The sequence below is a fragment of the Candidatus Cloacimonadota bacterium genome (assembly GCA_020532085.1).
GTDB lineage: Bacteria > Cloacimonadota > Cloacimonadia > Cloacimonadales > Cloacimonadaceae > Syntrophosphaera.
Genome location: JAJBAV010000016.1, coordinates 1 through 21,605 on the forward strand (window position 1 = coordinate 1; position 21,605 = coordinate 21,605).

Annotated in this window: 15 protein-coding genes, 2 tRNA genes and 1 pseudogene; 6 read left to right on the forward strand and 12 right to left on the reverse strand. The window is 60.0% G+C overall.

Going from position 1 to position 21,605, the window contains the following annotated elements:
- Nucleotides 1-168 precede the first annotated feature (168 nt).
- Nucleotides 169-1,314 carry a hypothetical protein gene (locus LHW45_05655; protein ID MCB5285059.1) on the forward strand — a complete coding sequence of 382 codons (1,146 nt, stop codon included), beginning with the start codon at nucleotides 169-171 and terminating at the stop codon, nucleotides 1,312-1,314.
- A gap of 30 nt (nucleotides 1,315-1,344) precedes the next feature.
- Nucleotides 1,345-1,488: pseudogene (gene eno / locus LHW45_05660) on the forward strand (phosphopyruvate hydratase).
- Nucleotides 1,489-2,403: 915 nt separating this feature from the next.
- On the opposite strand, the gene LHW45_05665 reads toward eno, so the two are convergent.
- The 12 genes from LHW45_05665 to LHW45_05720 form a co-directional block, all read right to left on the reverse strand.
- The gene (locus LHW45_05665; GenBank protein ID MCB5285060.1) at nucleotides 2,404-3,711 is read right to left on the reverse strand and encodes a replication-associated recombination protein A; all 1,308 of its coding nucleotides are present in this window, start codon (nucleotides 3,709-3,711) and stop codon (nucleotides 2,404-2,406) included.
- Nucleotides 3,712-3,721: 10 nt separating this feature from the next.
- On the reverse strand, nucleotides 3,722-4,183 hold the full coding sequence (locus LHW45_05670; protein ID MCB5285061.1) for a ferritin family protein: 462 nt from the start codon (nucleotides 4,181-4,183) through the stop codon (nucleotides 3,722-3,724).
- Nucleotides 4,184-4,193: 10 nt separating this feature from the next.
- Nucleotides 4,194-5,444 (reverse strand): ABC transporter permease, encoded by a 1,251-nt coding sequence (locus LHW45_05675; GenBank protein MCB5285062.1) that lies wholly within the window; start codon nucleotides 5,442-5,444, stop codon nucleotides 4,194-4,196.
- A 122-nt stretch (nucleotides 5,445-5,566) separates the two neighbouring features.
- Nucleotides 5,567-7,138 carry a CapA family protein gene (locus tag LHW45_05680; protein ID MCB5285063.1) on the reverse strand — a complete coding sequence of 524 codons (1,572 nt, stop codon included), beginning with the start codon at nucleotides 7,136-7,138 and terminating at the stop codon, nucleotides 5,567-5,569.
- A gap of 207 nt (nucleotides 7,139-7,345) precedes the next feature.
- Complete coding sequence (locus LHW45_05685; GenBank protein MCB5285064.1) at nucleotides 7,346-9,334, reverse strand: ATP-binding cassette domain-containing protein; 1,989 nt, start codon at nucleotides 9,332-9,334, stop codon at nucleotides 7,346-7,348.
- Nucleotides 9,312-9,791, reverse strand: a complete 480-nt coding sequence (locus tag LHW45_05690; GenBank protein ID MCB5285065.1) for a hypothetical protein — start codon at nucleotides 9,789-9,791, stop codon at nucleotides 9,312-9,314. Before LHW45_05690 ends, LHW45_05685 begins: the two co-directional genes overlap by 23 nt.
- A 29-nt stretch (nucleotides 9,792-9,820) precedes the next feature.
- Nucleotides 9,821-10,900, reverse strand: a complete 1,080-nt coding sequence (locus LHW45_05695) for a M48 family metallopeptidase (GenBank protein MCB5285066.1) — start codon at nucleotides 10,898-10,900, stop codon at nucleotides 9,821-9,823.
- 2 nt (nucleotides 10,901-10,902) lie between these two features.
- Nucleotides 10,903-12,003 (reverse strand): protein phosphatase 2C domain-containing protein, encoded by a 1,101-nt coding sequence (locus tag LHW45_05700; protein MCB5285067.1) that lies wholly within the window; start codon nucleotides 12,001-12,003, stop codon nucleotides 10,903-10,905.
- An 8-nt stretch (nucleotides 12,004-12,011) separates the two neighbouring features.
- Entirely contained in the window at nucleotides 12,012-13,589 is a 1,578-nt protein-coding gene (locus LHW45_05705; protein MCB5285068.1) for an FHA domain-containing protein, read from the reverse strand.
- A gap of 8 nt (nucleotides 13,590-13,597) precedes the next feature.
- The gene (locus tag LHW45_05710) at nucleotides 13,598-14,254 is read right to left on the reverse strand and encodes an FHA domain-containing protein (GenBank protein ID MCB5285069.1); all 657 of its coding nucleotides are present in this window, start codon (nucleotides 14,252-14,254) and stop codon (nucleotides 13,598-13,600) included.
- A 452-nt stretch (nucleotides 14,255-14,706) separates the two neighbouring features.
- Nucleotides 14,707-14,859, reverse strand: a complete 153-nt coding sequence (locus tag LHW45_05715; protein MCB5285070.1) for a hypothetical protein — start codon at nucleotides 14,857-14,859, stop codon at nucleotides 14,707-14,709.
- A gap of 186 nt (nucleotides 14,860-15,045) precedes the next feature.
- Nucleotides 15,046-17,604 carry a hypothetical protein gene (locus LHW45_05720; protein MCB5285071.1) on the reverse strand — a complete coding sequence of 853 codons (2,559 nt, stop codon included), beginning with the start codon at nucleotides 17,602-17,604 and terminating at the stop codon, nucleotides 15,046-15,048.
- A 126-nt stretch (nucleotides 17,605-17,730) separates the two neighbouring features.
- On the opposite strand from LHW45_05720, the gene LHW45_05725 reads away from it, so the two are divergent.
- From LHW45_05725 to LHW45_05740, 4 genes are all read left to right on the forward strand, one after another.
- Nucleotides 17,731-18,066 carry a DUF6150 family protein gene (locus LHW45_05725; protein MCB5285072.1) on the forward strand — a complete coding sequence of 112 codons (336 nt, stop codon included), beginning with the start codon at nucleotides 17,731-17,733 and terminating at the stop codon, nucleotides 18,064-18,066.
- A gap of 105 nt (nucleotides 18,067-18,171) precedes the next feature.
- Nucleotides 18,172-18,249: transfer RNA gene (locus LHW45_05730), tRNA-Val, on the forward strand.
- A gap of 11 nt (nucleotides 18,250-18,260) precedes the next feature.
- Nucleotides 18,261-18,337, forward strand: a tRNA-Val gene (locus LHW45_05735).
- A 228-nt stretch (nucleotides 18,338-18,565) separates the two neighbouring features.
- Nucleotides 18,566-21,604, forward strand: a complete 3,039-nt coding sequence (locus LHW45_05740; protein ID MCB5285073.1) for a hypothetical protein — start codon at nucleotides 18,566-18,568, stop codon at nucleotides 21,602-21,604.
- Nucleotide 21,605 lies beyond the last annotated feature (1 nt).

Here is a 21,605-nt window from a genome sequence, read left to right on the forward strand (position 1 = left end):
TCTGCCAAGTGATCAGAATCTGCCTGCAACGCGTCACCCACTACAACAAGTCACCATATAGAGCCGATCTGATCGAACCATGGCAAATGAAAATCAGGCTGGTATAAAAAAATGGGGGAATGCCAGATATCCGAGGATATAGCTGTTGACAGTGCGGGAAGCGCGTTATTGACAGGGTACTTTTTTCATAGCGCTTCAATTGGACCTTTCACGCTCACCGCCAATGAAAGCATCGAAATATTTGTCGCCAAGATAGATTCCTCCGGCAACTGGCTGTGGGCTGTCAGAGCAGGGGGGCCATATATAGACATGGGTTTGAGCATTACTTTGGATTGCTCAGGTAATAGCTGGATCACAGGATTTTTCTATTACAGCGCTGATTTTGGTCCCTATTCGATCACCTCCATAGGTGAGAGAAACCTCTTTATAGCCAAACTGGATTCAGGCGGCAACTGGCTTTGGGTCATTCGAGCAGGCGGTGAGTCCAGTGCCATATCCCTTGATTGTTTCGGAAACGCTTACTTGACCGGATATTTGGTGGGTAGCGCCGATTTCGGTCCTTACACACTCACTTCCACCGGGTCTCACGCAATCTTCGTCGCCAAACTGGATTCAGACGGCAACTGGCTGTGGGCTGTCCGTGATGGAGAAACATCCGGTGGCTATAGTCTCAGTATTTCGACTGATAGTATGGGCAACCCCCATCTGACCGGGTATTTCTTAGGCAGCAACGCTTTCGGCCCTATCACGCTCACGTCCAATGGAGGCCCTGATATTTTCGTCGCCAGCCTAGATAGTGCTGGGAACTGGCTTTGGGCGCAGAGTGCCGGCGGCATCAGCAATGACGTTGCCTATAGTATAGACATCGATAGCGCCGGCAACTCATATCTGACTGGTTGTTTCGCAGGAAGCGCAGCCTTCGGACCTTACACAATTACTTCCAGCGGTGATTGGGATGTATTTGATATCTTCGTCGCCAAACTCTCCTTTGGAACACCGGTAGAGGATGATTTCTCCAATCCCGCACCAAACCTTTTTCTATCGGCCAGTCCCAACCCCTTTGCTGCAACCACGGCAATAACCGTAACAGGAAGGGAGCCTGATAGTATCCACGAGAAAGTTGTCATCGACATTTATGATTTAAGAGGACGGAAAGTAAGGCACTTAACTCGGTCAAACTTTACCCAAGGCGATGTCATCGTTCTCTGGGACGGGCGGGACGAACAAGGAATCGCTTGTTCCACTGGTGTATACCTGGCCAGATTGGATCTGATCGGCAGAATTGCTACACTGAAACTAACTCTAACGAAATAGCGCTTAGGATTAAAGAAACACCACCAGTTTATGAACACCGGTCAGATCAAGACCGGCTCCCTTTCCCGCAGCGAACGCGTGGACAAATACAACCAACTCCTCCGGATCGAAGAGGAACTCGGTAAAGCAGCCCGGTTCCCGGGCAGATCCATCATCAAACAGCTCCCGGTCTAAACTGACTGCTGGTTTATAGAAATAGACCCTTAAGGCGGAAGAGCTTCCGCCTTTTTTTATTTCCCCAGTGTAATGTGTCACCGAAAACTTCAAATGTCCAAGTCCGATGGTTTCCAAGCCTAAAACACCAAGTGTTGCTGACTTTCTATCTTATTTCATTATAGATGGTTACGCCCAGAAACTTGGAACTTGCTTTGTTCCAGTAAATGTCCACGTAAATCAGTATAGTGACCGGATTTGAAGTTTTTGATGATAGAAAAGTCCATATCCAATAGGAGTGTCCAAGCCCAACACAGAACTGATTCACCTCCCATATCCCATTTATAGACAATGCGGTAGCGTCACTTGTCCAAGTGATAAGAATTTGAAGTTTTCAGTGACACATTACAGGGATGTCAAGGGTTTTCTTTTCGGCTCTCTTTCAAACTGAGTGGGTGGAGGGATCGGCTGGATACAGACTTTCCCTCTCCCGCTCCGTCATTCCGGGCGGTGAAGCTGGAGTCGAGCGACGCAGGAGCATCGACTCCCTTCCAGGGCATTACCCACACCGTCTGGATTCCGGATCTCCGGCGCTAAAGCACCTGCGTCCGGAATGACGTGGGTTTGGGGAAGGGTGGGGGGTGTTCTGCTGTAGTCGATGCTCGTACCTCGCTCGACTCCAGCGTGGCTTTTCCGGAATGACGCGTCGATACTTGTTGGGTTGAGGTTCTTCGGTCATTTTGTCACTCAACCCACTTGATTTGAAAGAGAGCCTGTTTTTCCCGCGCTTTCCCTCGTCCCATCACCTCTCTGTCTCTCTGCGCCTCTGTTTTTCAGCTTTCCGTTTGTGCCTCGACGCAGTATCGACGGCAGCAACAGCTCCTGAAGTCCAAGCTCGCGGGCTCGCTGGACTCCAGGCTGCGCCCAAAGCTTATGTTAATTTTTCCGCCGCAGTTTCAGCCACCATTCGAGGCGTTTGGCGATCTCTTTCTCGAAGCCGAATTCGCCGGGGGCATAGTAAGTCTTTTCCGGCATCTGGTCCGGGAAATACTTCTGGTAGGCGTAGTGGTTGGCGCTGGCGTGGTCGTAGCGGTAATCCTTGCCGTAATCGAGCTCTTTCATCAGCTGGGTGGGGGCGTTGCGGATGTGCAGCGGAACGCCGTAGTGGCTGGTTTTGCGGGCTTCTTCGGCGGCGGCTGAATAGGCGGTGTAGAGGGCGTTGCTTTTGGGCGCGGTGGCCAGGTAAACCACCAGCTGGGCGAGGGCATTGCTGGCTTCCGGCATGCCCAGGAACATCACGGTTTCCTTGGCGGCGATGGCCTGGAGGAGGGCTTGGGGATCGGCCAGGCCAACATCCTCGGAGGCGAAGCGGATGAGGCGGCGGACCAGATAGCGGGGGTCCTCGCCGGCTTCCAGCATCCGCGCCAGCCAGTAGAGCCCGGCCTGGGGATCGGAGCCGCGGAGGGATTTGTGGAGCGCGGAGATGAGGTTGTAGTGTTCCTCGCGGTCCTTGTCGTAAAACATGGTCTTCTTTTCGAGGATGGCGGCGAGTTCCTTGAGGTCGGGGTGGGGATCCTCTTTCAGCCAGGGCTCCAGCAGTTCCAGCTGGTTGAGGGCGCGGCGGGCGTCGCCTCCGCTCTGTTGGGCCAGCCAGCCGCGGACGGCCTCGTCATCCTCCAAACCCAGTTCCGCGAAGCCTTTGGCCAGGATGGCGGCGAGGTCTTCCTCGGAAAGCATCGAGAGCACGAACACGTGGCAGCGCGAGAGCAGGGCCGGGATCACCTCGAAGGAGGGATTTTCCGTGGTGGCGCCGATGAGGATCACCGCGCCGCTTTCCACATAGGGCAGAAAGGCGTCCTGCTGCGATTTGTTGAAGCGGTGGATCTCGTCGATGAAGATGATGGTGCGCTGGTTGTGGCGTTTATGGGCGTAGGCGGCATCCTTCATCACGGCCTTGACGTCGCCGATGCCGGAAAGGACGGCGCTGAACTGGACGAAGCGGTGGCCGGAACAGCGTTCGATGATGCGGGCGATGGTGGTTTTCCCGGTTCCGGGCGGGCCCCAGAGGATGAACGAGTGATATTCCCCGGAGGCGATCATCTGGCTCAGCAGGGAGTTTTTGGCCACCAGCTTGGCTTGGCCGCGAAGGTCTTCCAGGCTGGAGGGACGGAGCCGCTCGGCCAGGGGGGCGTCGCGCCGGTCCTGTTCCGGCTCAGCCAGGAAGTCGGTCTGATCGCCGTTCACAGGCAGTCCTTCAGAAATCCATGAAGCCGCCGAGCTCGCTGGGGTCGAACCATTCGAGCGCGCCCAGGATCCGCTGTTTCTCGGCCAAAAGCAGGGAGTGGTGTTTGTCCTCTTCGGCGGCGAGATCCAGCAGCAGCTGCTTGAGTTCCGGCTCGGAGGTCTGTTCGGCGAAGGCGAGATAGTGTCCGCCGGCCTTGGCCTCGCGTCCGATGGCGAACTGGAGCAGTTGGGCGGGATCACTGAGGTCAACTCCGCTGAGGTCCGGCTCTTTCAGCTGAAGCGGTTCCGGCTCCAGTCCGGGAAAATGAAAAGCCTGGCGCAGCTTGGCCTCGTGGTTTTCCTCGAGGACCCGCAGTTCGGTGAAGAGGGCGGCGTTGGCAGGCTGGGAAAAGCTTTTGGCCAGGGCGGCGTAGAGCCTCTGGGAGCGGATCTCCTGGGCCAGGGCGATAAGGTACAGTTCTTTCTTGTCCATGATGGTTCCTTCAGGTGGTTTGGCGGATGAGTTCGATGGGTTTGATCTTTTTAAGCCTGAGCAAAGGCAGGATCACGCTGATGAGGGTGATGAAATAGGAAACGAGCACCACGGTGAGATAATCCGAAAAGGAGAAGATCACCGGGAGGGGCAGCGGGCCGGCGTCACCCATCCCCATGGAGAGCAGGCCGAAGCGCTTCTGCACCAGGAGCAGGGCGGTGGAGATGATCAGGCCCAGGATGATCCCGAGGGTGGCCAGGATCAGCGATTGATACAAAAAGAGTTCGCGCAGGTCCGTTTCGCGGTAGCCGAAAGCCTTGAGCAGGCCCAGCTCTCGCTTCTTCTGGGCAATGGTCTTGAGCATGGAGCCGGTGAGGTTGAAACTGGCGATCACATACATGAAGAGCATGATCACGAACATGAGGAATTTCTCGAAACGGAGGGCGCTGTAAAGGCTGGCGTCGTAGGCGCTCCAATCCTCCACCTGCCAGCCTTTGAAGAGGCTCCGGATCCGGCGGGTGTGGCGCTGGGGCGAGCTGGCGTTGGGGCTTTTCACCTCCACGTAGTCCACCTCGTCCGTGTAGCCGCGGAAAAAGGCGGCGGTGGACAGCGGGACATAGCTGAAAGTGGAGTTGTATTCGGGCATGCCGGCGTTGAAAATGGCGGCCACGCGAACGGGGCGGACCTTGGGCAGCATGCCGAAGGCCGTGGGAACGTCAAAAACGGGGGACAGCAACTGGAGTTCGTCGCCCACGCGGGCGTTGATCTCGGCGGCGAGGCCATAGCCCAGGGCGATGCCGTTGACCGCGAAATCCGGGCCGTCGATCCCGCCGGAGAGGATGCCCTGCACCTCGGAGCCTGTGGCGGACAGCCGGGACTGCAAGGCGGCGCTGATCCCGGCATGAAGCTGGGGATCGATCCCGAAACAGAGGGTGGACCAGATGCGGTCGCCCTGTTTGAGGATGAGCTCGCTGCGGATCACCGGGGCCGCCTGGTAGCCCAGGGCGCGAAGGCTGTCCACCAAAGGGCGGGGATGGGGAACCGCCGCGCCGCCGGGAGCGCTGAGCTTGATCTCGCTGAGGGTGCCGGTGATGCGCTGGCGCACATCCTCCCGGAGCCCGTTCATCACGCTGCCAACGCAGATCAGGGCCGTGACGCCGAGGGTGATCCCGGCGATCGTGAGCCAGTGCGAGCGGTTGATGAAGCCATGACCCTGGCCGCGCAGGTATTTCAGCGCCAGCCACAGCTTGCTGCGGTTCATATCCATGCGGGCGAGGATATTGGAGGCGGCACATTGGTCAAGTGATTTTCCTCCCGGGGCAGGCCGGGCGCGAAAAAAGCCGGCTCTGGGCCGGCTGAATGGCTGTGGTTTCGGGTGGCGGGTTATTTGTTCAGGCTGATGGCCGGCTCCGCGTTCTTGCGGGTTACCTTGCCTTCGGGGCTGATCAGCAGTTCGCTGTCCGGAAAATCGAGGCCGGTGAGGGTGATGACCTCGCTGAGGGCGGCCTTGCTCTCATCGGGCACGGGACCGCCTTTGCCGGGCTGTTTCACGGAGATGATCTCGCCCTCGACGAACTCGCCGTCGCTCTTCAGGTTCAGCTTCACGACGGGGGCGATGCCCAGCTTGCCGGAGAGGTTGAAACGGCCGTAGGTGGCGAAATTGCCCAGGCTGTAGGCGATGAAGCGGCCCTTGTAAAGATCGATGGCGCGGGTGACGTGGGGACCGTGGCCGAACACCACATCCGCTCCGGCATCGATCGCCACGCGGGCGAATTCGTGGGGATTGCCGCGGTTTTCATTCAGATAAAATTCCGTCTTGCCGGTCACGCGGGTCTTGTCCGCGCCTTCGGCCCCGCCGTGGAAAGAGACGATCACGATGTCGCATTTTTCGTCCAGTTCCCTGATCGTTTTGGTCACGGTGGCATAGTCGTTGATCTGCATGGTGCCGGTGTTGGGGGCAAAGGCGGCAAAGCCGTAGCGGACGCCGTCCCGTTCGAAGGTCCTGGAGGGATATTCTTTGCGGCCGGCGAAGCTGATGCCCAGGGAATCCAGCTTCATCACGGTGTTGCGCAGTCCGATATAGCCAAAATCGCCGCTGTGGTTGTTCGCCAGGCTCACCACGTCGATCCCGGCGTCCTTCAGGTAGTGGGCATAGTGGTCCGGGCTCTTGAAGGCGAAGCAGGTGGAGGGGTTGGAACATTGCTTCGGCGTGCCTTTGCCTGTGAGGATCACCCCCTCGAGGTTGGCGAAGGTGAGGTCCGCGCCCTGCAGGATGTCTTTCACGGGCGCCAGCAGGTCCTTGCCGTCGTTGGGCGGCAAATACTGGGCCGAGGGGTAGTTCGTGCCCAGCATGATGTCGCCCACGCCGATCACGGTGATGTTGCGGGCGGGAGGCACATGGCTGGGATATTTGGCTTCCAGCTGGGGCATGCGGCCCGCGTAGAGGAAGCGCCGGACGTAGCTGGGGCTGGAATAATATTCGTCGATCACCACGCCGCGGGAGGAGCTGTGGATCATCTTCAGCGTCTTGCCGGTGTTTTCCACCACCATGGCCACGTGGCCGATCACGTTGGAATTTCCCTTGGTGCCGCGGAAGAACATCAGGTCGCCGGGGCGGGCGTCGGAAAGCGGGATCCGCCGGCTGCTGGCGCCCTGGTCCCTGGAGGTGCGGGGGATGCGGACATCGTGCAGCGAGAAGATCCACTGCACAAAACCGCTGCAGTCCATGATGGCGCCCTGGGGATTGCGAAACTGGTAGGGGCGGCCGAGATGGAGGCGGCTGGTTTCCACCATGCTGCGGGTGATCTCGGCGTAACTTTTGTCGCGGGTGCTGATCGTGGCTCCCGCGGGTTGAACGGCTTCGGCCATCATCACCACTGCCAGCAGCAGGAAGCGGCCGGGTTTGAGCATCCGGATCACTGCCCGGATGGACACTTTGGCTCTATCTATCGGCATAAATTCTCCATTTTTGCATGCGTCCCCGGCGCATATTCAGAAGCACGTTCGGGTGGGGACACTCAAGCACTGTATTTACAATTGTTTGCAACTCGGAAGACCATCATGGTTGCAAGGGGGAGAATGTCAAGCTAAAATCTGCCCGGGAAGACAGAAAACATCGCTATCTATATGCAGATAAGATGTTTGCTGCTCTGATCAGCCGGCTTATTTCAGCCCGGTTTTGTGCTTCAGCAGGGCGAAGGCCGTGCCAGTAAAGGCCAGGGCCAGCAGCAGGATCACCGCGAAGTCCGCGCCGATGTTGCCCAGGTTGAAGCCCAGAACGCTGTCGGCCACCTGGGTGCCGTCCAGCAGCAGGGTGAGTTCGTAGGCCCAGCGGCTGAGGACGGGCGCGGCCAGCAGCTGTCCGAAAGCGCCGAGGTCCTTGAAATAGACGATCAGGCCGCCCAGCACGATCTGGGGGATGAGGGTGATGGGCACGATGGCCATGGCGGCCTCACCGGTTTTGGCCAGGGCGGAGATGGCCAATCCCATCAGCATGGCGGTGAAGGAGGTGAGCAGCAGCACCAGAAAGAGGGGAAAAAAGCCGATCCCCAGCACGCCGGAGCCGGCGAAGGAGATCTGGGCGAAGAGGGCCAGGATCAGGCACTGCACGGCGCAGAGGAGCCCCAGCACGGTCACCTTGGAGCCCAGATAGGCGCCCAGGCTTAGCGCGGCCTTGTGTTCGCGCTGGAAGATGGTCTGTTCGCAAACTATCTCGCGGGCGGAATTGGAGCAGCCCAGCCAGATGGCGGCGATGAGCGCCATGAACAGCATGGCGGGCAGATACTGACGGGTTTGGTTCTGGCCGAAAACCAGCAGCAGAAAGAGCCCGATGATGGGCGCCTGGAGCAGCAGGATGAGGGTGCTCATGGTGTCGCGGGCCTTGATGCGGAAGGCCCGGCTCACCAAAACCAGGTATTGTTGCCAGGGATCCACGGCGAAGCGGGACCTCTGGACCACGTGTTCCGAGGGGATCTTGTCCATCCCGTTGGCCACCATGTCGCGGAAATGGGGGCTGCGCAGGTAATCCTGCTGCAGATCGCGGCTGCCGCGGCGTTCCAACACCTCGAAGATCTGCTCCGGGTCCTGCACCTTGAAATAGGCCGCCGCCTCGTCCGCCTTGCCGTAATAGGCCAGCCTGCCGCCTTCGCCGATCACGATCACGTGGGTGAAGATGCTGAAGTTCAGGCGGTCGATCTTGTGGGTGGTGAGCACCACGATGTGGCCGCGGTCGGCGATGCCTTTCAGCAGGGTCATCACCTCGCGGTCGGTGCGGGGGTCGAGGCCGCTGGTGGGTTCGTCCAAAAAGTAGAGCAGCGGCTCGGTGACCAGTTCCTGGGCCATGTTCACCCGTTTGCGCTGGCCGCCGCTGATGCCCCGGCGTTCCGCGGAGCCGATCAGCACGTGGCGGCTCGGCTGGAGGTTCAGGTCCTTGATGATGCGCTCGATCTGGGCTGCGCGCTCCTCCTCGGAAAGGCTGTTGCCCAGGCGCAGCTGGCTGGTGTAGCGCAGCGATTCCTCCACCGTGAGTTCGCGGTGGATGATGTCGTCCTGGGGCACATAGCCGATCTGGCCTTTGAGGGCCTCGGGATTTTTGTGCACGGAAAGGTTGTTCAGGCGCACCACGCCGCGGGTGGGCTGGTAATAGCCGTTGAGCATCAGCATCAGGGTGGTTTTGCCGCAGCCGGAGGGGCCCACCAGGCCGATGAACTGGCCGGGTTCGAAGCAGAGGGAGATGTCGTCGATGAGCGTTTTTTCCGGCACGCTGTAGCTGAGGTTCTGGGCCACGAAGCGGAGTTTCTGGGTCCAGAGCTGCTGTGGTTTGGCTTTTACTATCTCTTCCAGCCGCAGCGGGATGCCGGCGATCACGATGGTGTCGGTGGCGGAAACGGGGGTGGAGCTGATCCGCCTGCCGTTCACGAAGGTGCCGTTCTGGCTGCCGCTGTCCTCCAGCACCCAGTTGCCGCCGCTTTGGAACAGGCGGGCGTGGTTGCGCGAGACCCGGATGTTGTCCAGGATGATGTCGCAGCTGGGCGCCCGGCCGATCACATAGGAGCTTTTGGCCTGGGCGGGCGTGTCCGACGGGCGTTTGCCGCAGAAGGGGCAAAAGACCGAGTCGGAATCGATCTGCCTATGGCAGCTGGGACAGAGCATCGGTGGCGAGCTTGATGGTTTGGCCCATCAGGTCCAGAATATTCATGTCCTTGTTCACGCGAACGGTTCTGCTCAGGCCCCAGCGGGTGGCGGTCACGGTGGACTGCACCCGGATGCTCAGCAAGCTCTTCAGCTGGAGGTTGGCAATGTCCCCCGCCTTGATCTTCAGGGGAATGTTGGTGGATTGGCGGGCTTTAACGAATTGGGGTTCATCACTGTGGAGGATGAGGGGGATGTCGTTATCCCTGTCGATGAAGCGGATCTCGAAGGGTTCCACATGGTAGCCCACCCAGGCGTTGTTCTTCACTTCCAGGGAGGGGTTGGGGAATATGTGGGGCGTCACTTCCGGCTCGAAATCCCAGGTGCTTGCCCAGGCCAGCCAGCCCAGTAAGAGCACCAGCAGGATCAGCGGGATGTGCCACCAGCGGAAGCTGAAATAGAAACGGGGATTTTCCATAATGTTCAAAACCTTTGGCGGATCCGGGGCTACATCTTTTCGATGCGCTCGATCCGCTTTTGCGCGGTGGGATGGGTGGAGATGAAATCGTTCACGGCCTGGATGCCGGGGTCCTCGGCGCTGGGCTCATACCTTTGCAGCTTGCGGAAAAAGGAGATGGCGCCCTGCTTGGACCAGCCGGCGGCGGTCATCAGTTCCACCCCGCGTTTGTCGGCGGCATACTCCATTTCCTGGGAAAAGGGGTGTTTGTAGATGGAATAAGCCACGCCCACCACCTCGCCCAAAAGGGGGTCGATCTGGCTGGCCCGCACGGCGTGCTGGATGCTTTGCACGCAGTGTTTGAGGTCGTTGTGGGCGATCTCGTGGGCGATCACGAAGGCCAGCTCGGCCTCGCTGTCCAGGCCGCTGAGCAGGCCCCGGTTGAGAAAGGTTTTGCCCCCGGCCACGGCGAAGGCGTTGAACTCGTTGTCGGCCGTTACCGTGCATTCCCAGGCCAGGTCCTGGCGGGAAGAGTGGGCTTTGATCTTTTTGAAGATGGACTGCGCGTTGAATTTGCCGCTGCCGGAGGTTCCCAGGTCTGCCAGGATCCGGCTTTGCAGTTCGGCGCCCACCTGGTTTTCCTCCTCGGTGCTCAGGGCGGTGATGTTCAGCAGGCCCTGGTCCACGCCGCCCAAGAGCCCTTGCAGGCTGGCCAGGATGTCATCCGGCCCGGTTTCCCCGCTGGGAAGGTCACTGTCGCCGGAAGGCGGATCGCCCTGGCTGAAGAGGTTTCCCCCGCCCAAAATGTTCACCGCGCTCTTGCTGCAGACCCATTTGCCGTTCCGCTTCTCAAACTCCAGGCGCCAGGGGATCTCCTGCGGCGCGAAGCCCAGCGGCTTTTTGTTGAGCTTCACCACGCAGTTCATCACGTATCTGCTCTTGTTGTCCTCGTAGCCTTCGTCCTGGATCACAAATTCCTCGATCTCATAGTCCGCGCCCAGCATGTTCTGGATCTGGGCCTCGATCTTGTCGCGCTCCTGGCGGGCCAGCTGGTTGATGGCGTTCTTGTCGCAGGCCGCCAGCAGCAAAAGCAGCAGCAACGCGACAAGGAGTAACATCCGGTGTTTCATCATCAATGTCCTCTCGGGCTTGGTTTGGTCTCTTTTTTGGGTAAAGGCGGAGTTCCTTTGGCTGGGTTGGGGATGTCTTTGCCGGGTTTTCCGGCCTCTGGAGTGATGGTGCCCCCAGGCGGGGTCACACCATCTGTGTCCACGGCCTTCAGGCTGTCCCGCCCGGTCCTGGTTGTATCGCGGGTGATGATCGCGATGCTGTCGTTCACAGCGGCCGTGGCGGTTTCCTTTTGCTGTTTTTCCTCGCGCCCCAGCCTCAGGAAGTTGATCCCGCCGCCGAGCAGCAGTCCCAGTGCCAGCACCGCCAGCCCCAGCGTGAGCAGGTTGATGCCCCCGGGTGGAGGCGTGGGCTTGTAGGCCTTTCCCTGCGCCACTTTGAGCACCTGGATGGTGATGTTGTCCTTGCCGCCCCGGCGTTTGGCCTCGTCCACCATGGCCCGGCAGGCCTGGGGTGGTTCCTGGGCCAGAAAGCGGTTCACCTCGGGGAGGGGAAAGTAGTCCGAAAGGCCGTCGGAGCAGAGCATGAACACATCGCCGCGGAAGAGGGGAAAGGGTCCAGCTGCTTCGGAGGCGTGGGGTTCCGCGCCCAGGGAGCGCAGGATGATGTTCTTTTTGGGATGGTCGTTGGCGTCTTCGGCTTTGATGAGGCCCTGGTCCACCATCCCCTGCACCCAGGAATGGTCTTTGGAAAGCTGTTCGGTGTTGCCTCCGCGCCTTCGGTAGATGCGGCTGTCGCCGATCCAGGCGATCCAGTATTGCTCGTCCTTGATCAGCAGTGCCACCGCCGTGGTGCCCATTTCCGCCAGTTCGGGGTTTTCCGAGGCGTGGTGGGCGATGTTTTGCTGGGCCAGGCTGAAGGAGCGGTGCAGCTCGTTGATCTCGTTGTATTCGGCGCCGAGGCTTTGGAAATGCGCGGAGATGGTTTCCACGGCCACTTGGGAGGCCACTTCGCCGCCGCTGTAGCCGCCCATCCCGTCGCAAACCAGGATCAGCTCGCCGAAGCTGCCGCTGTATTTGCCGTAATAGTCCTGATTGCTTTCACGCACCATCCCCACGTCGGTGAGGTTGCTGATCACGAACCTGTCCGCGGTGTGTCTGCTCATCGGGGGCCTCAGTAAAGGCGAAACACGCCTTCGTTCGAACCCAGCTTGAAGGTGCTGCCCTGTTCGACGCGGCTGAGGGTAACCTTCTGGCCGTTCACAAACACGCCGTTGAGCGAGCCGAGGTCTTCGATGTAGAACTGGCCGTCGCTCCAGTAGATGCGGGCGTGGCGTGAGGAGACGGTGGAATCGTTGAGCACGATGCTGTTGCCCTGCGCCCGCCCCAAAGTAGCGCCCTCGGCCCCGATGTTGAAGATCTGGCCTTGCTCGCTGCCCATCAGCACTTCCAGGCTGAGGCCCTTGCCGCTGCCGCCGCGGAATTCGCCGGTGCCCGTGCCGGGATTGAGGATCACGGTGTGCTCACGGGAGCGGGGACCCTGGTCCTGCACGCGGGTTTCGGATTCGCGCCGGGTTTGTTCCTGCAGCTGGCGCTGTTCTTCTTCCAGGCGGCGCTGTTCCTCTTGGTAGCGGGCCTGCTGTTCCTGGCGCAGGCGCTCTTCCTCTTCCTGTTGGCGGCGCTGTTCCGCCAGGCGTTTCTTCTTTTTGGCCTTCAGCCAGAAGAACACCCCGGCCCCCGCGGCCAGCAGCGCGGCGATGATGCCGATGATCCAGCCCGGGGAAAGTTGGCCGCCCCCGCCTTCCGGGTCGATCTCATCCGGGCCGCTGATGGCTTCCCGGTTGGCCGGCACCCGCACCTTCACGGGGTCCGGAAATTCCGCTTTGAAAGCGCCTTGGGCGAGGGTGATGCTCAGGTCTTTTTCCAGGCCGTCGCCGGCCAGCCCGAACACAGGATAGCTGAGGATATAGGAGCCCAGGATCTGGCGGCTCACCTTGCCGAAATGCTCGCTCAGGCTCTGGGCGTCCGGCGCGTCGTAATAGCTGCCTCCGGTTTGCTGGGAAACGCGGTCCAAAACTTGCAGATATTGCCTGTCCTGCGTGGTGTAGCCCGCCGCGAAGATGGGGATTTGCTTGGCGCGGGCTTTGGCTATCACCCCGTCCAGGGTGAAGGCGGTGGCGGGATTGTCTTCCTTGCCGTCGGAAAAGAGGATCATGAAGCGGCCCTCATTCTTGGCGGCGGGCCCGCTCAGGCGGTCCAAACCCTTGTCGATGCTGTAATACAGCGAGGTGTCGCCGGGCAGGATCTTCAGGTTGGCGATGCTCTCGCGCAGAAACTCCGTGTCCGTGCTGAAATCGCAGATCAGTTCGGTCTGTTCGGCAAAGGCCAGGATGGCGATCTCGTCGTTGTCGCGCTTTTCGCCGATGAAGCTCAGCAGGGCGTCTTTCACGCTGGCCAGAGGCTTGCCCTTCATGGAGCCGGAAACGTCCACGCACACGAGGATGGAGAGGCCCTGCTTGGAATTTTCAAAGGTGGTCACGTTCAGCAGGGTGTCCACCGCCGCGCCGCCCAGGGAGATGCGGAAGTTCCCGGCGTTCAGGTTTTTGAGCGGTTCGCTGGCGTTGTCCAGGGCCAGCACGGAGCTGTGCACCATTTGGGGAAAGTTGTCGGTGTTGGTCTTCAGGTGGTTGAGGCTGATGTTCTGCGCCCAGAGCGGCGTGCAGAGCAAAAGCAGGATCAGCGTTCTGCGCATCGTGCACCTCACACGGTCTTCAGTTTCAGGTCGATGGTGGCGATCCGGATGATGTCGTTTTCGTTCAGATACACCTTGTCTTCGATCATTTCCCCGTTCACGAAGGTCCCGTTCGAGGAAAGGTTGTCCTCGATGATGAATTTGCCGTTGCGGCTCAGCAGGATGGCGTGCTCGGCCGAAACGCCGGGAAGCTTCAGCTGGATGTCGCAGCCCGGGGCGCTGCCGATCACGTGGCGGCCCTGATAGACCTTGAAATCCAGGCCGTTGGCATCCACATCGAAGGTCACCAGCCAGCCGGTGAGCATCCGGTTCACCTGCGGACGCGGTTTTCCGTCCGTGGCGGGAGCGGCGCCGGGAACGGCTTCCGGCCTGCCCAGGATCACGGTTTTGTCGTTGAGCGGGGCTCCCGGTCCGGAACCGCTTGGCCCCAGCTTCGGTTTGGCGGTGTCCAGCCTGGTTTTGTCGGCTTCATCGCCCATCCTGGCGGTGGGTGCTTGGCCCAGATTCGCCGTGCGGGGCGGAGGGCAATGCGGGCAGGAAGGCAGGCTGGCATCGTAATCGTGGCCGTTCGGGCAGGTGCGCAGGTTGCTGCGCAGCGCTTTGCCGCAGGATTTGCAGAAAGTGGCGTGGTCGGGATTGGTGGCGTTGCACGCGGGGCATTTCATGATACTCTCCATATCTGTTTATTAGCTTCAGTGGGCTTGGAATCTGGCCGGGGGATGGAATATCCCCGCGGATAGAAGCGGAGGGAAAGGGGCGGACCCCCACCGCCACAGGACGCTGGCGCGCCCGCTGGCGGCTGGCCAAAAATACCTTCAGGCAGATATCGCATCGAACCTCCATCACCCTTTCTCATGATGATTCCAGGGGCGCGGCCGCTCAAGGCCGCGTTCGAAAACTAACGCCCGAAAACCAATAAGTTGTCAAGCGAAACTTCACTCCGCTGGAGTCGAGCGAGATACGAGCATCGACTACAGCAGAACCGGGGCATTCACATTTCATACGGATTTACGGATTGAACGGATTTACGGATTTTAACATCACCACCCCGCTGGCGTCGAGCGACGCAGGAGCATCGACTACAGCAGAACATCCCTCTCCCCGCCTCAAACGCACGTCATTCCGGACGCAGGTGCTTCAGCGCCGGAGATCCGTCGGGGTCCTCGCCGGACAACTTGTTGGCCGGTGGGGTGAATCGAATCCAGACCTGGCGGGAATAGCCCATCCCAGTCTCAGGCCAATGCGGGGTCGATCCAGACGTAGTCTGCATCGACACCCTCCCAGGGCATTACCCACACCGTCTGGATTCCGGGCCCGACTGCGTCGTCCCGGAATGACGAAGCGGCTGAAGGCGTAGCGCAGCATGCCAATGCTGCGTTTGGTCTTTACGCAGGATCGGAATCCTGCGCTACGGGGCTTTACGCGGGATCGGAATGACACGCTCGCGGCCAGATGTCTATCTGACCCTGGCGAGGCGCAAGGTTGTGGCGCACCCTTCTGTTTTCAGGCTGCAGAGGTAGATGCCGGGGGAAACGGCGCGGCCGGAGTGGTCCAGGCCGTCCCAGACGATCTCGTGACGGCCCTTGTCGAGGCGGGAATCCAGCAGGGCGCGGACCTTTTGACCGCGGAGGTTGTAAACAACGAGTTCCGTTGGGCCGGCGGCTTTCAGTTCCAGGCAGATCACGGCGCTGGCGGCGAAGGGATTGGGCCAGGCGCGCAGCGTGGGATCCGGGCTGGGGAAAACCAGGTCTTCGGTTGCAGAGCCCGGCGTTTGCAGCTCCAGTTCGATGGCGGCCGCGCCCAATACGCCGCGGGCGAGGGCGTCGGTCCAGGGCCGGCCGGGTTCGGTGGTCCAGCTGTGGCCGCAGGCGCCGTTCACGTCGAAGCGCAGGTTTTGGTATTCAAAGAGGTTTAGCACCACGGCCACGTGCCCGGAGACGGGGGTGAGGCTGTTCACGGTGTGTTCGAACCTGCCGTTCATGGGGCTGGTGACGTTGCCGATGTCGAGCAGGATCTCATCCGAGATGGCGCCGCTGGCAAAGCGGTGGATCTTCGCGTTCACCAGTCCCGGCTGGGCCGGAAGGCCCCAGGGATCGGCCACCGCGTCGAAAGCCAGTTTTTTCACCAGATATTCCTGGGGGCCCAGATCCAGTTCCAGCGCTATCTGGATGGGCACAGCGCCGCGGCCGTATTCGTCCCAGGCCGGAGCATCGCTCAGCCAGCCAAACCAGGTGGGCTGCAGCGGATCGACCACCCGCACCCGGGCCAGGGCGCTGGTTTCGAGGCTGGCGGCGTTGACGGCGCGGACCTCGAGGATGTGCGCCCCCGGAGTGAGCCAGCCGTTCGGGATGTTCGCCGTCCAGGGTTCGGCGTAGGCGGTTCCCACGATCAGGTCGTCGAGGCGGAATTCCACCAGGCTCAGGCTCGAGCCCAGGGCGTCGATGTCCGCGGAGACCTGGGTCATGGCGGCGGTAAGGATGGCGCCGTCGGCGGGAACCAGATCCGAGATCAGGGGCGGGTAGGCCGCGGCGGGGGTGGAAAGCGTGAAAGTGATGGTATCATGGGCTTCCGAGACGCTGTGGATATTCACCGGGGCGGGGTTGCCGTAGCTGAGGAAGCAGAAGGGATCAGTGTATTGGTTGAAGGCGGTGCGGCCGTCCTGGGCGCTGAAAGTGGCGTCGAAGACAGAGCCGTTGGCGGTTTGGGAGCCTCCCGGGCGGTAAACGTAAACCTCATCCGGCGGGCCGTCCGCGTTGCCATCCATAGTGGAATTGACGCGGTAGATCAGCAATCCGCTTCCGGGCAGGTTTTCCTCGAAGATGTCGGCGCCGCGTTTGCGGTATTCGAAAACGAGGGATTCGGTGGAGTTCAGTTCATAGCGGAAAACGTTGTTGACCGGCGAAGTGACGGGGTTGAGGGTGAAAGTTCCGGGTCCGATGGCGGGAAGGGTGGGCAGCCAGCCGCCGTAGCGGTATTTCATGTGCATGCCCATGTGGCCGGCGCCGCTTTCCATGATGTCCCAGCAGCCGGCGGGGGTGATGCCGTCAAAATCGTAGTGGTAGAGGTCCGGAGCGCCCACGCTGTGGAACATTTCGTGGCAGAGGGTGCGCACGCTGTTCTGGTTTTCCGGCTGGAAAGTGAAATCCCAGACCATTTTGCCGTTGATGTAAACGTCCTGGGTGTAAAGGGCCCAGCGATGCGCCCAGAGCAGGTCGGCCCAGGCGGAGTGGGGGCCGCGGATGATGAAGCAGACGTTGTCCACATAGCCGTCACTGTCGGCGTCGATGTTCAAAGTGGAGGGCACCTGGGCGGCGATGAAGTTCAGAGCGTCGGCCAGCAGCTGATGTTCGCGGTCGGTGCGCTGGAAATCGCGGTAGCCGGTGGGATTGGTGACGGAATTGTAGGGCAGAAAGTAGGCCCGGGGATGGCTGTCGGTGTAGGAAAGATTCAGGTTTGGAGCGCAGTCCGGGAAGTGGTGGGAAACGTAATCCAGCTGGTCGTAGCTCACCTGGTGAAAGTAGTTGCGCAGGGAATATTGGTCGTCGCCCACAGCGTTGAATTTGGCGTCGTAAACCGAGCGGGGATCGCTGAATTCCGTTTGGTCGCTGAATTTGATGTAAACCACCAGGTTGTTAACGGTGCCGGTGTTCGGCCCTTTGGAGCCGGAGCGGGGGTGGGAATTCATGAACTGCACTTTCTGGCGGTAACGCGCGGGAGAGATGTTTATCCCGGGTTCGAGGCCCAGGGCGCGCGGATCCGCGGAACCCACCCGGTGGGCGGAAGGGACGGGCTCGCCGCCGGAGCGGATGGCGTAATAATGCCAGCCATCGGAGGGACTCTGGATGACGGTGAAGCCGTCCGCGTCGTGCAGGCGGTTCGCGTATTCGTCTCCGGAAGCCAGCAACTTGAGCACGGAGCCATCCGGCTGCGCCACCTCGGTGGGCAGATCGGAAAAGTTGGCCGCGCTCAGCAGCAGCGGCACCGCAAACAGGATCAGGAACAGAGATCTTTTCATCTTTCCTCCACTGGAGAGGCATGCAATTTGGATTCCGAATCCTGTAAAGATAAATTTGGCGTTGACAAATATGGGGCCGGAGGCCAGACTGTCTCCAAGCTGAAAATAAAACCAAAGGAGGTGCGGATGAAGAAGCTGACCTTGCTGCTGGCGCTGGCGCTGGGGGCGGCCCTGGCCTTCGCGGGCTCGGCGCACGTGCTGGAAAGCGGCACGCCGGACCTGAAGGTGTGGGTCTGCGCCTACAAAAGCCAGGCCGACCTCTGCGTCTGGGTGGCCGAGTACCGTTCCCAGGCGAAGGACAAGGACGGGATCTGGTATTTTGAGAAATACAAGAGCAACGCGCATTTCACGCTGAAGATAGTGAAGTACCGCTCTCAGGCGGATCTGCTGGTCTATTACGTGCCCTACCGCTCCCAGGCCGGCTGGCGCAGATCCCATCCCTGGACGGGGCGGCTGCGTTAGGACGGGATCGCCCTCTGGAAAAGGTATTGGCCTTGTGGCCGGAGAGAGCCCGGCAAAATTTGATTGACAAAAATCCGCCGCTTTTTGGGATGGCATTCCTGACACGGGTGATTAGCTCAGCTTGGTTAGAGCGCTACGTTGACATCGTAGAGGTCACTGGTTCGAGTCCAGTATCACCCACCACCTCCTGACCGGGGTGATTAGCTCAGCTGGTTAGAGCGCTACGTTCACATCGTAGAGGTCACTGGTTCGAATCCAGTATCACCCACCACTTTTTCCCCGCCCCTTCCCGATCCGCGTTTGTTTGCCCCAGGTGAAAGTTTTTTCCAAAGTATTCCAGCGTTGACATTTGTCCCCAAATGGCGGCGTGCTCCCTGCATGGCGGCCGCAGGCACGCAATATCAGGCCTCACAGAAAAAAGGATTGACAATATCCCCCCGTTTACGCGGGATGCAATCCAATGAAAAAAAATAGCTCAATACGGCATAGGAGACAACGTATGAAGTTGTACATACGGCTCTTCATCCTGGCTTTGCTAACCGGCTTGCTGGCCTTCGGGTGCGGCGGACCGGACGCGCAGGACCAGGCAAAACTGAAGCAACTGGTGGTGGCTAACCTTCAGGTGAAAGACATCCCCAACGACGGCGGTGACGGCCTGATGCTAAGCTGGAAGCCCCTGCACAAGGACAAGCGGGTGCAGGAATACCGCATCTACCGGGGTGTGCATCCGGACACCCTGTTCTTCCTGACCTCGGTGCAGGTGAACGTGAAGACCGGCGTGGCCACCGACGAAATGCTCTATTACGACAGCGGCTACATCAGCCTGGTAAGCCTGGATTCGCCCGCCCGGCTGAAAAACGAAAAAGGGGCACCCGGCAGCAACCTCTACCGGGGCGTTCCGCGGGACACCGAACTGGTGGCCCGGCTGAGCGAAAGCTTTGGCCTGCTCTCCCAGATCGAAGACGGCGACTACTATTACAAGACCGTCAAGGCCAGATCGGCCGACCCGGAAGACGAGAGCATCTATGCCGGCTTGAGATTCAACCAACAGACCATCCTGGCTTCGCTGATGAGCGCCCAACCCGGGCAGAAGCCGGTTGATTATTACTATACAGTGGTGCCCGTGAACGAACGCAACCAGTATCTGGGCATCGCCAAACCCGTGGCCGGATCTCCGGTGGACGACGCTCCGGAAGCCTCACCCGGGCTGTTCGCGGCCGCGGTGGAAGACAGCCGCACCCTGCAATTTGAGTGGCAATATCCCCTGAACCACGACGACCTGGCCTCCTACACCATCCACATGGTGCCTGCCATGCCGGATTCCCTCTGGAACCAGATGAGCCCTCAGCAGCAGGAAGCCCTGGCCGGAGCGGCGGTGAAGATCGCCGAAGGCGGGGTTGGCAGCGGTTCGCTGAAGAACAACTGCGTGATCACCGAGGCGGATCTGAGCCAGGCAGCGCCCGGCCTGAGCTGGGAACTGGCCAGCCGGAGCAGCTACAGCATCCGCTTCACGGATTACGGCATGAACCAGTCTCCGCTGAGCCTGCCGGCAACGCCCCAAAACGTTGTGAGCGGCGCTCTGCCGCAGATCGCCAAATTCCGGGTGGAAGACAAACCCATGGACAAAGGCGACCGCATCAGCGTGACCTGGCAGGATCCCGTGGTTTCGCTCACCAAAACGTCGTCGCTCCGCAAGGACGGCACCAAGCTGAAAGTGAACTACCAGGTGAATAAGACCGACCATCAGAACATCAGCAACATCCATTTCGAGTTCTTTGAGCCGGGCAAAACCACCCCCTTTGCCAAAGTCAACGAATTTCACCAGGACAACATCATCTATGTGAACATTCCCAAACAATACTCGCTGAAGGGCGGCGGGGAGGTCCCGGACGACAGCCTGAAGGTGAAGATAACCATGGCTGTGAAGCCCTACAAGATCAATCCCCAAAACGGCCGCATCACCTACGGAAAGAAAAAACTGCTTCCAGACTATGAGATGGTGCAGTACATCAAGCCGGACCCCGCCATGATGGCCTACATGCCCACGCGGGGACTGTATCTGAACGGGGTGGACGTTTCCCAGGTGCAAAACATAGTTTACCGTAAAAGCTACCGGGGCTCGTCTTACACCCTGGTGAAAAGCAGCACCTCCTATGAAAACAACCTGGACGTGACCATCGGCTACCTGACCACGGTGAGCAAGCAGGTATCCGGATTCAACTTTGTGAAGGGCGATTCGCTCTACACCTACATGGGCGGGAAACGCTTCTCCCGCAAGCTAGCGGCAGGTGAAAAAGCCCGGGACCTCACCTTGGTCTCCTCGGACATCGACTTCACCTATGACCAGGAAAACGAGACCACGCTGAGCACCAGCATCTATCTGGACGAGGCGAAAAAGACCATCGGCACCATGAAGACCGATCTGGCCGACGCCCAAAAAGAGCTGGCCGCCTACGGGGATTCCCTGGCCCAGGCAAGCTTGCCGCAAGCAGTGATGGCCTATCAGGGCAAGGTCGCCGGCCTCACCCAAAAGGTGGAGGGCCTGGAGAAAAAGATCAAGGCCTACAGCGGCAACAAGCTCTTCCAGGAAGCCCTCAAACAAAAGAACAACCGCGGCCTGATGAACCTGGTGGCCTCCATCCGCGAGCCGGAATCGCGCAAACACACCTATTCGATCGTGAGGACAAACGGCGAAGGCCTCTTCTCCGAAACGGCGCCGGACACCCTCAAAACCGGAGAGCCGGTGTATTACGCGCCGGTTTCCAATTGGTTCGACTGGAACAAGCTCATCACCCTGATCGCAGTGATCATCTTCGGGATCATGGTGGTGGTGTTCGTGAACCTGGCCAAGAAGGGCAAGGACCTCTACATGCGGCCCATTGCCGGTTTGCAGGAGATCGACAACGCCATCGGCCGCGCCACCGAAATGGGACGCCCGATGCTTTACTGCATGGGCAACGGCGGGCTCTCCGACGTGGCCACCCTGGCCTCCATGGGCATCCTGAGCCTGGTGGCCAAAAAAGCCGCCGAATATGACACCAAGCTGATCGTTCCCTGCTACGACTACATCGTGATGCCCATCGCCCAGGAGATCGTGCGAGAAGCCCACTACGCGGTGGGCCGCCCGGACAGCTTTGACAAGAACAACGTGTTCTACCTCACCTCCGTGCAGTTCGCCTACGTGGCGGGCGTGAACGGCATCATGATCCGCGAAAAGATGGCCACCAACTTCTTCATGGGTTATTTCGCCGCCGAAGCCCTGCTGATGACGGAAACCGGGAACGCCGTGGGGGCCGTGCAGATCGCCGGCTCGGACGCCATCACCCAGATCCCGTTCTTTATCACCACCTGCGACTACACGCTCATCGGCGAGGAACTCTACGCCGCCTCCGCCTACCTGAACCGCGAACCGATGCTGCTGGGGACCCTCAAGGCCCAGGACTACTTCAAGTTCCTGATCCTGATCCTCGTGATCATTGGCGCTCTGCTGGCCACCTTCCAGGTTACCGGCCTAATGCAAATGTTTCCCTTAAAATAAA

Excerpts from the sequence above, each read along its gene's own strand:
- LHW45_05680 (MCB5285063.1), bottom strand. The coding sequence starts at position 7,138 with ATGCCGATAGATAGAGCCAAAGTGTCCATCCGGGCAGTGATCCGGATG.
- LHW45_05690 (MCB5285065.1), bottom strand. The coding sequence starts at position 9,791 with ATGGAAAATCCCCGTTTCTATTTCAGCTTCCGCTGGTGGCACATCCCG.
- LHW45_05705 (MCB5285068.1), bottom strand. The coding sequence starts at position 13,589 with ATGCGCAGAACGCTGATCCTGCTTTTGCTCTGCACGCCGCTCTGGGCG.
- LHW45_05695 (MCB5285066.1), bottom strand. The coding sequence starts at position 10,900 with ATGAAACACCGGATGTTACTCCTTGTCGCGTTGCTGCTGCTTTTGCTG.
- LHW45_05670 (MCB5285061.1), bottom strand. The coding sequence starts at position 4,183 with ATGGACAAGAAAGAACTGTACCTTATCGCCCTGGCCCAGGAGATCCGC.
- LHW45_05675 (MCB5285062.1), bottom strand. The coding sequence starts at position 5,444 with ATGAACCGCAGCAAGCTGTGGCTGGCGCTGAAATACCTGCGCGGCCAG.
- LHW45_05715 (MCB5285070.1), bottom strand. The coding sequence starts at position 14,859 with ATGCAGACTACGTCTGGATCGACCCCGCATTGGCCTGAGACTGGGATG.
- LHW45_05720 (MCB5285071.1), bottom strand. The coding sequence starts at position 17,604 with ATGAAAAGATCTCTGTTCCTGATCCTGTTTGCGGTGCCGCTGCTGCTG.
- LHW45_05700 (MCB5285067.1), bottom strand. The coding sequence starts at position 12,003 with ATGAGCAGACACACCGCGGACAGGTTCGTGATCAGCAACCTCACCGAC.
- LHW45_05725 (MCB5285072.1), top strand. The coding sequence starts at position 17,731 with ATGAAGAAGCTGACCTTGCTGCTGGCGCTGGCGCTGGGGGCGGCCCTG.
- LHW45_05740 (MCB5285073.1), top strand. The coding sequence starts at position 18,566 with ATGAAGTTGTACATACGGCTCTTCATCCTGGCTTTGCTAACCGGCTTG.
- LHW45_05710 (MCB5285069.1), bottom strand. The coding sequence starts at position 14,254 with ATGAAATGCCCCGCGTGCAACGCCACCAATCCCGACCACGCCACTTTC.
- LHW45_05685 (MCB5285064.1), bottom strand. The coding sequence starts at position 9,334 with ATGCTCTGTCCCAGCTGCCATAGGCAGATCGATTCCGACTCGGTCTTT.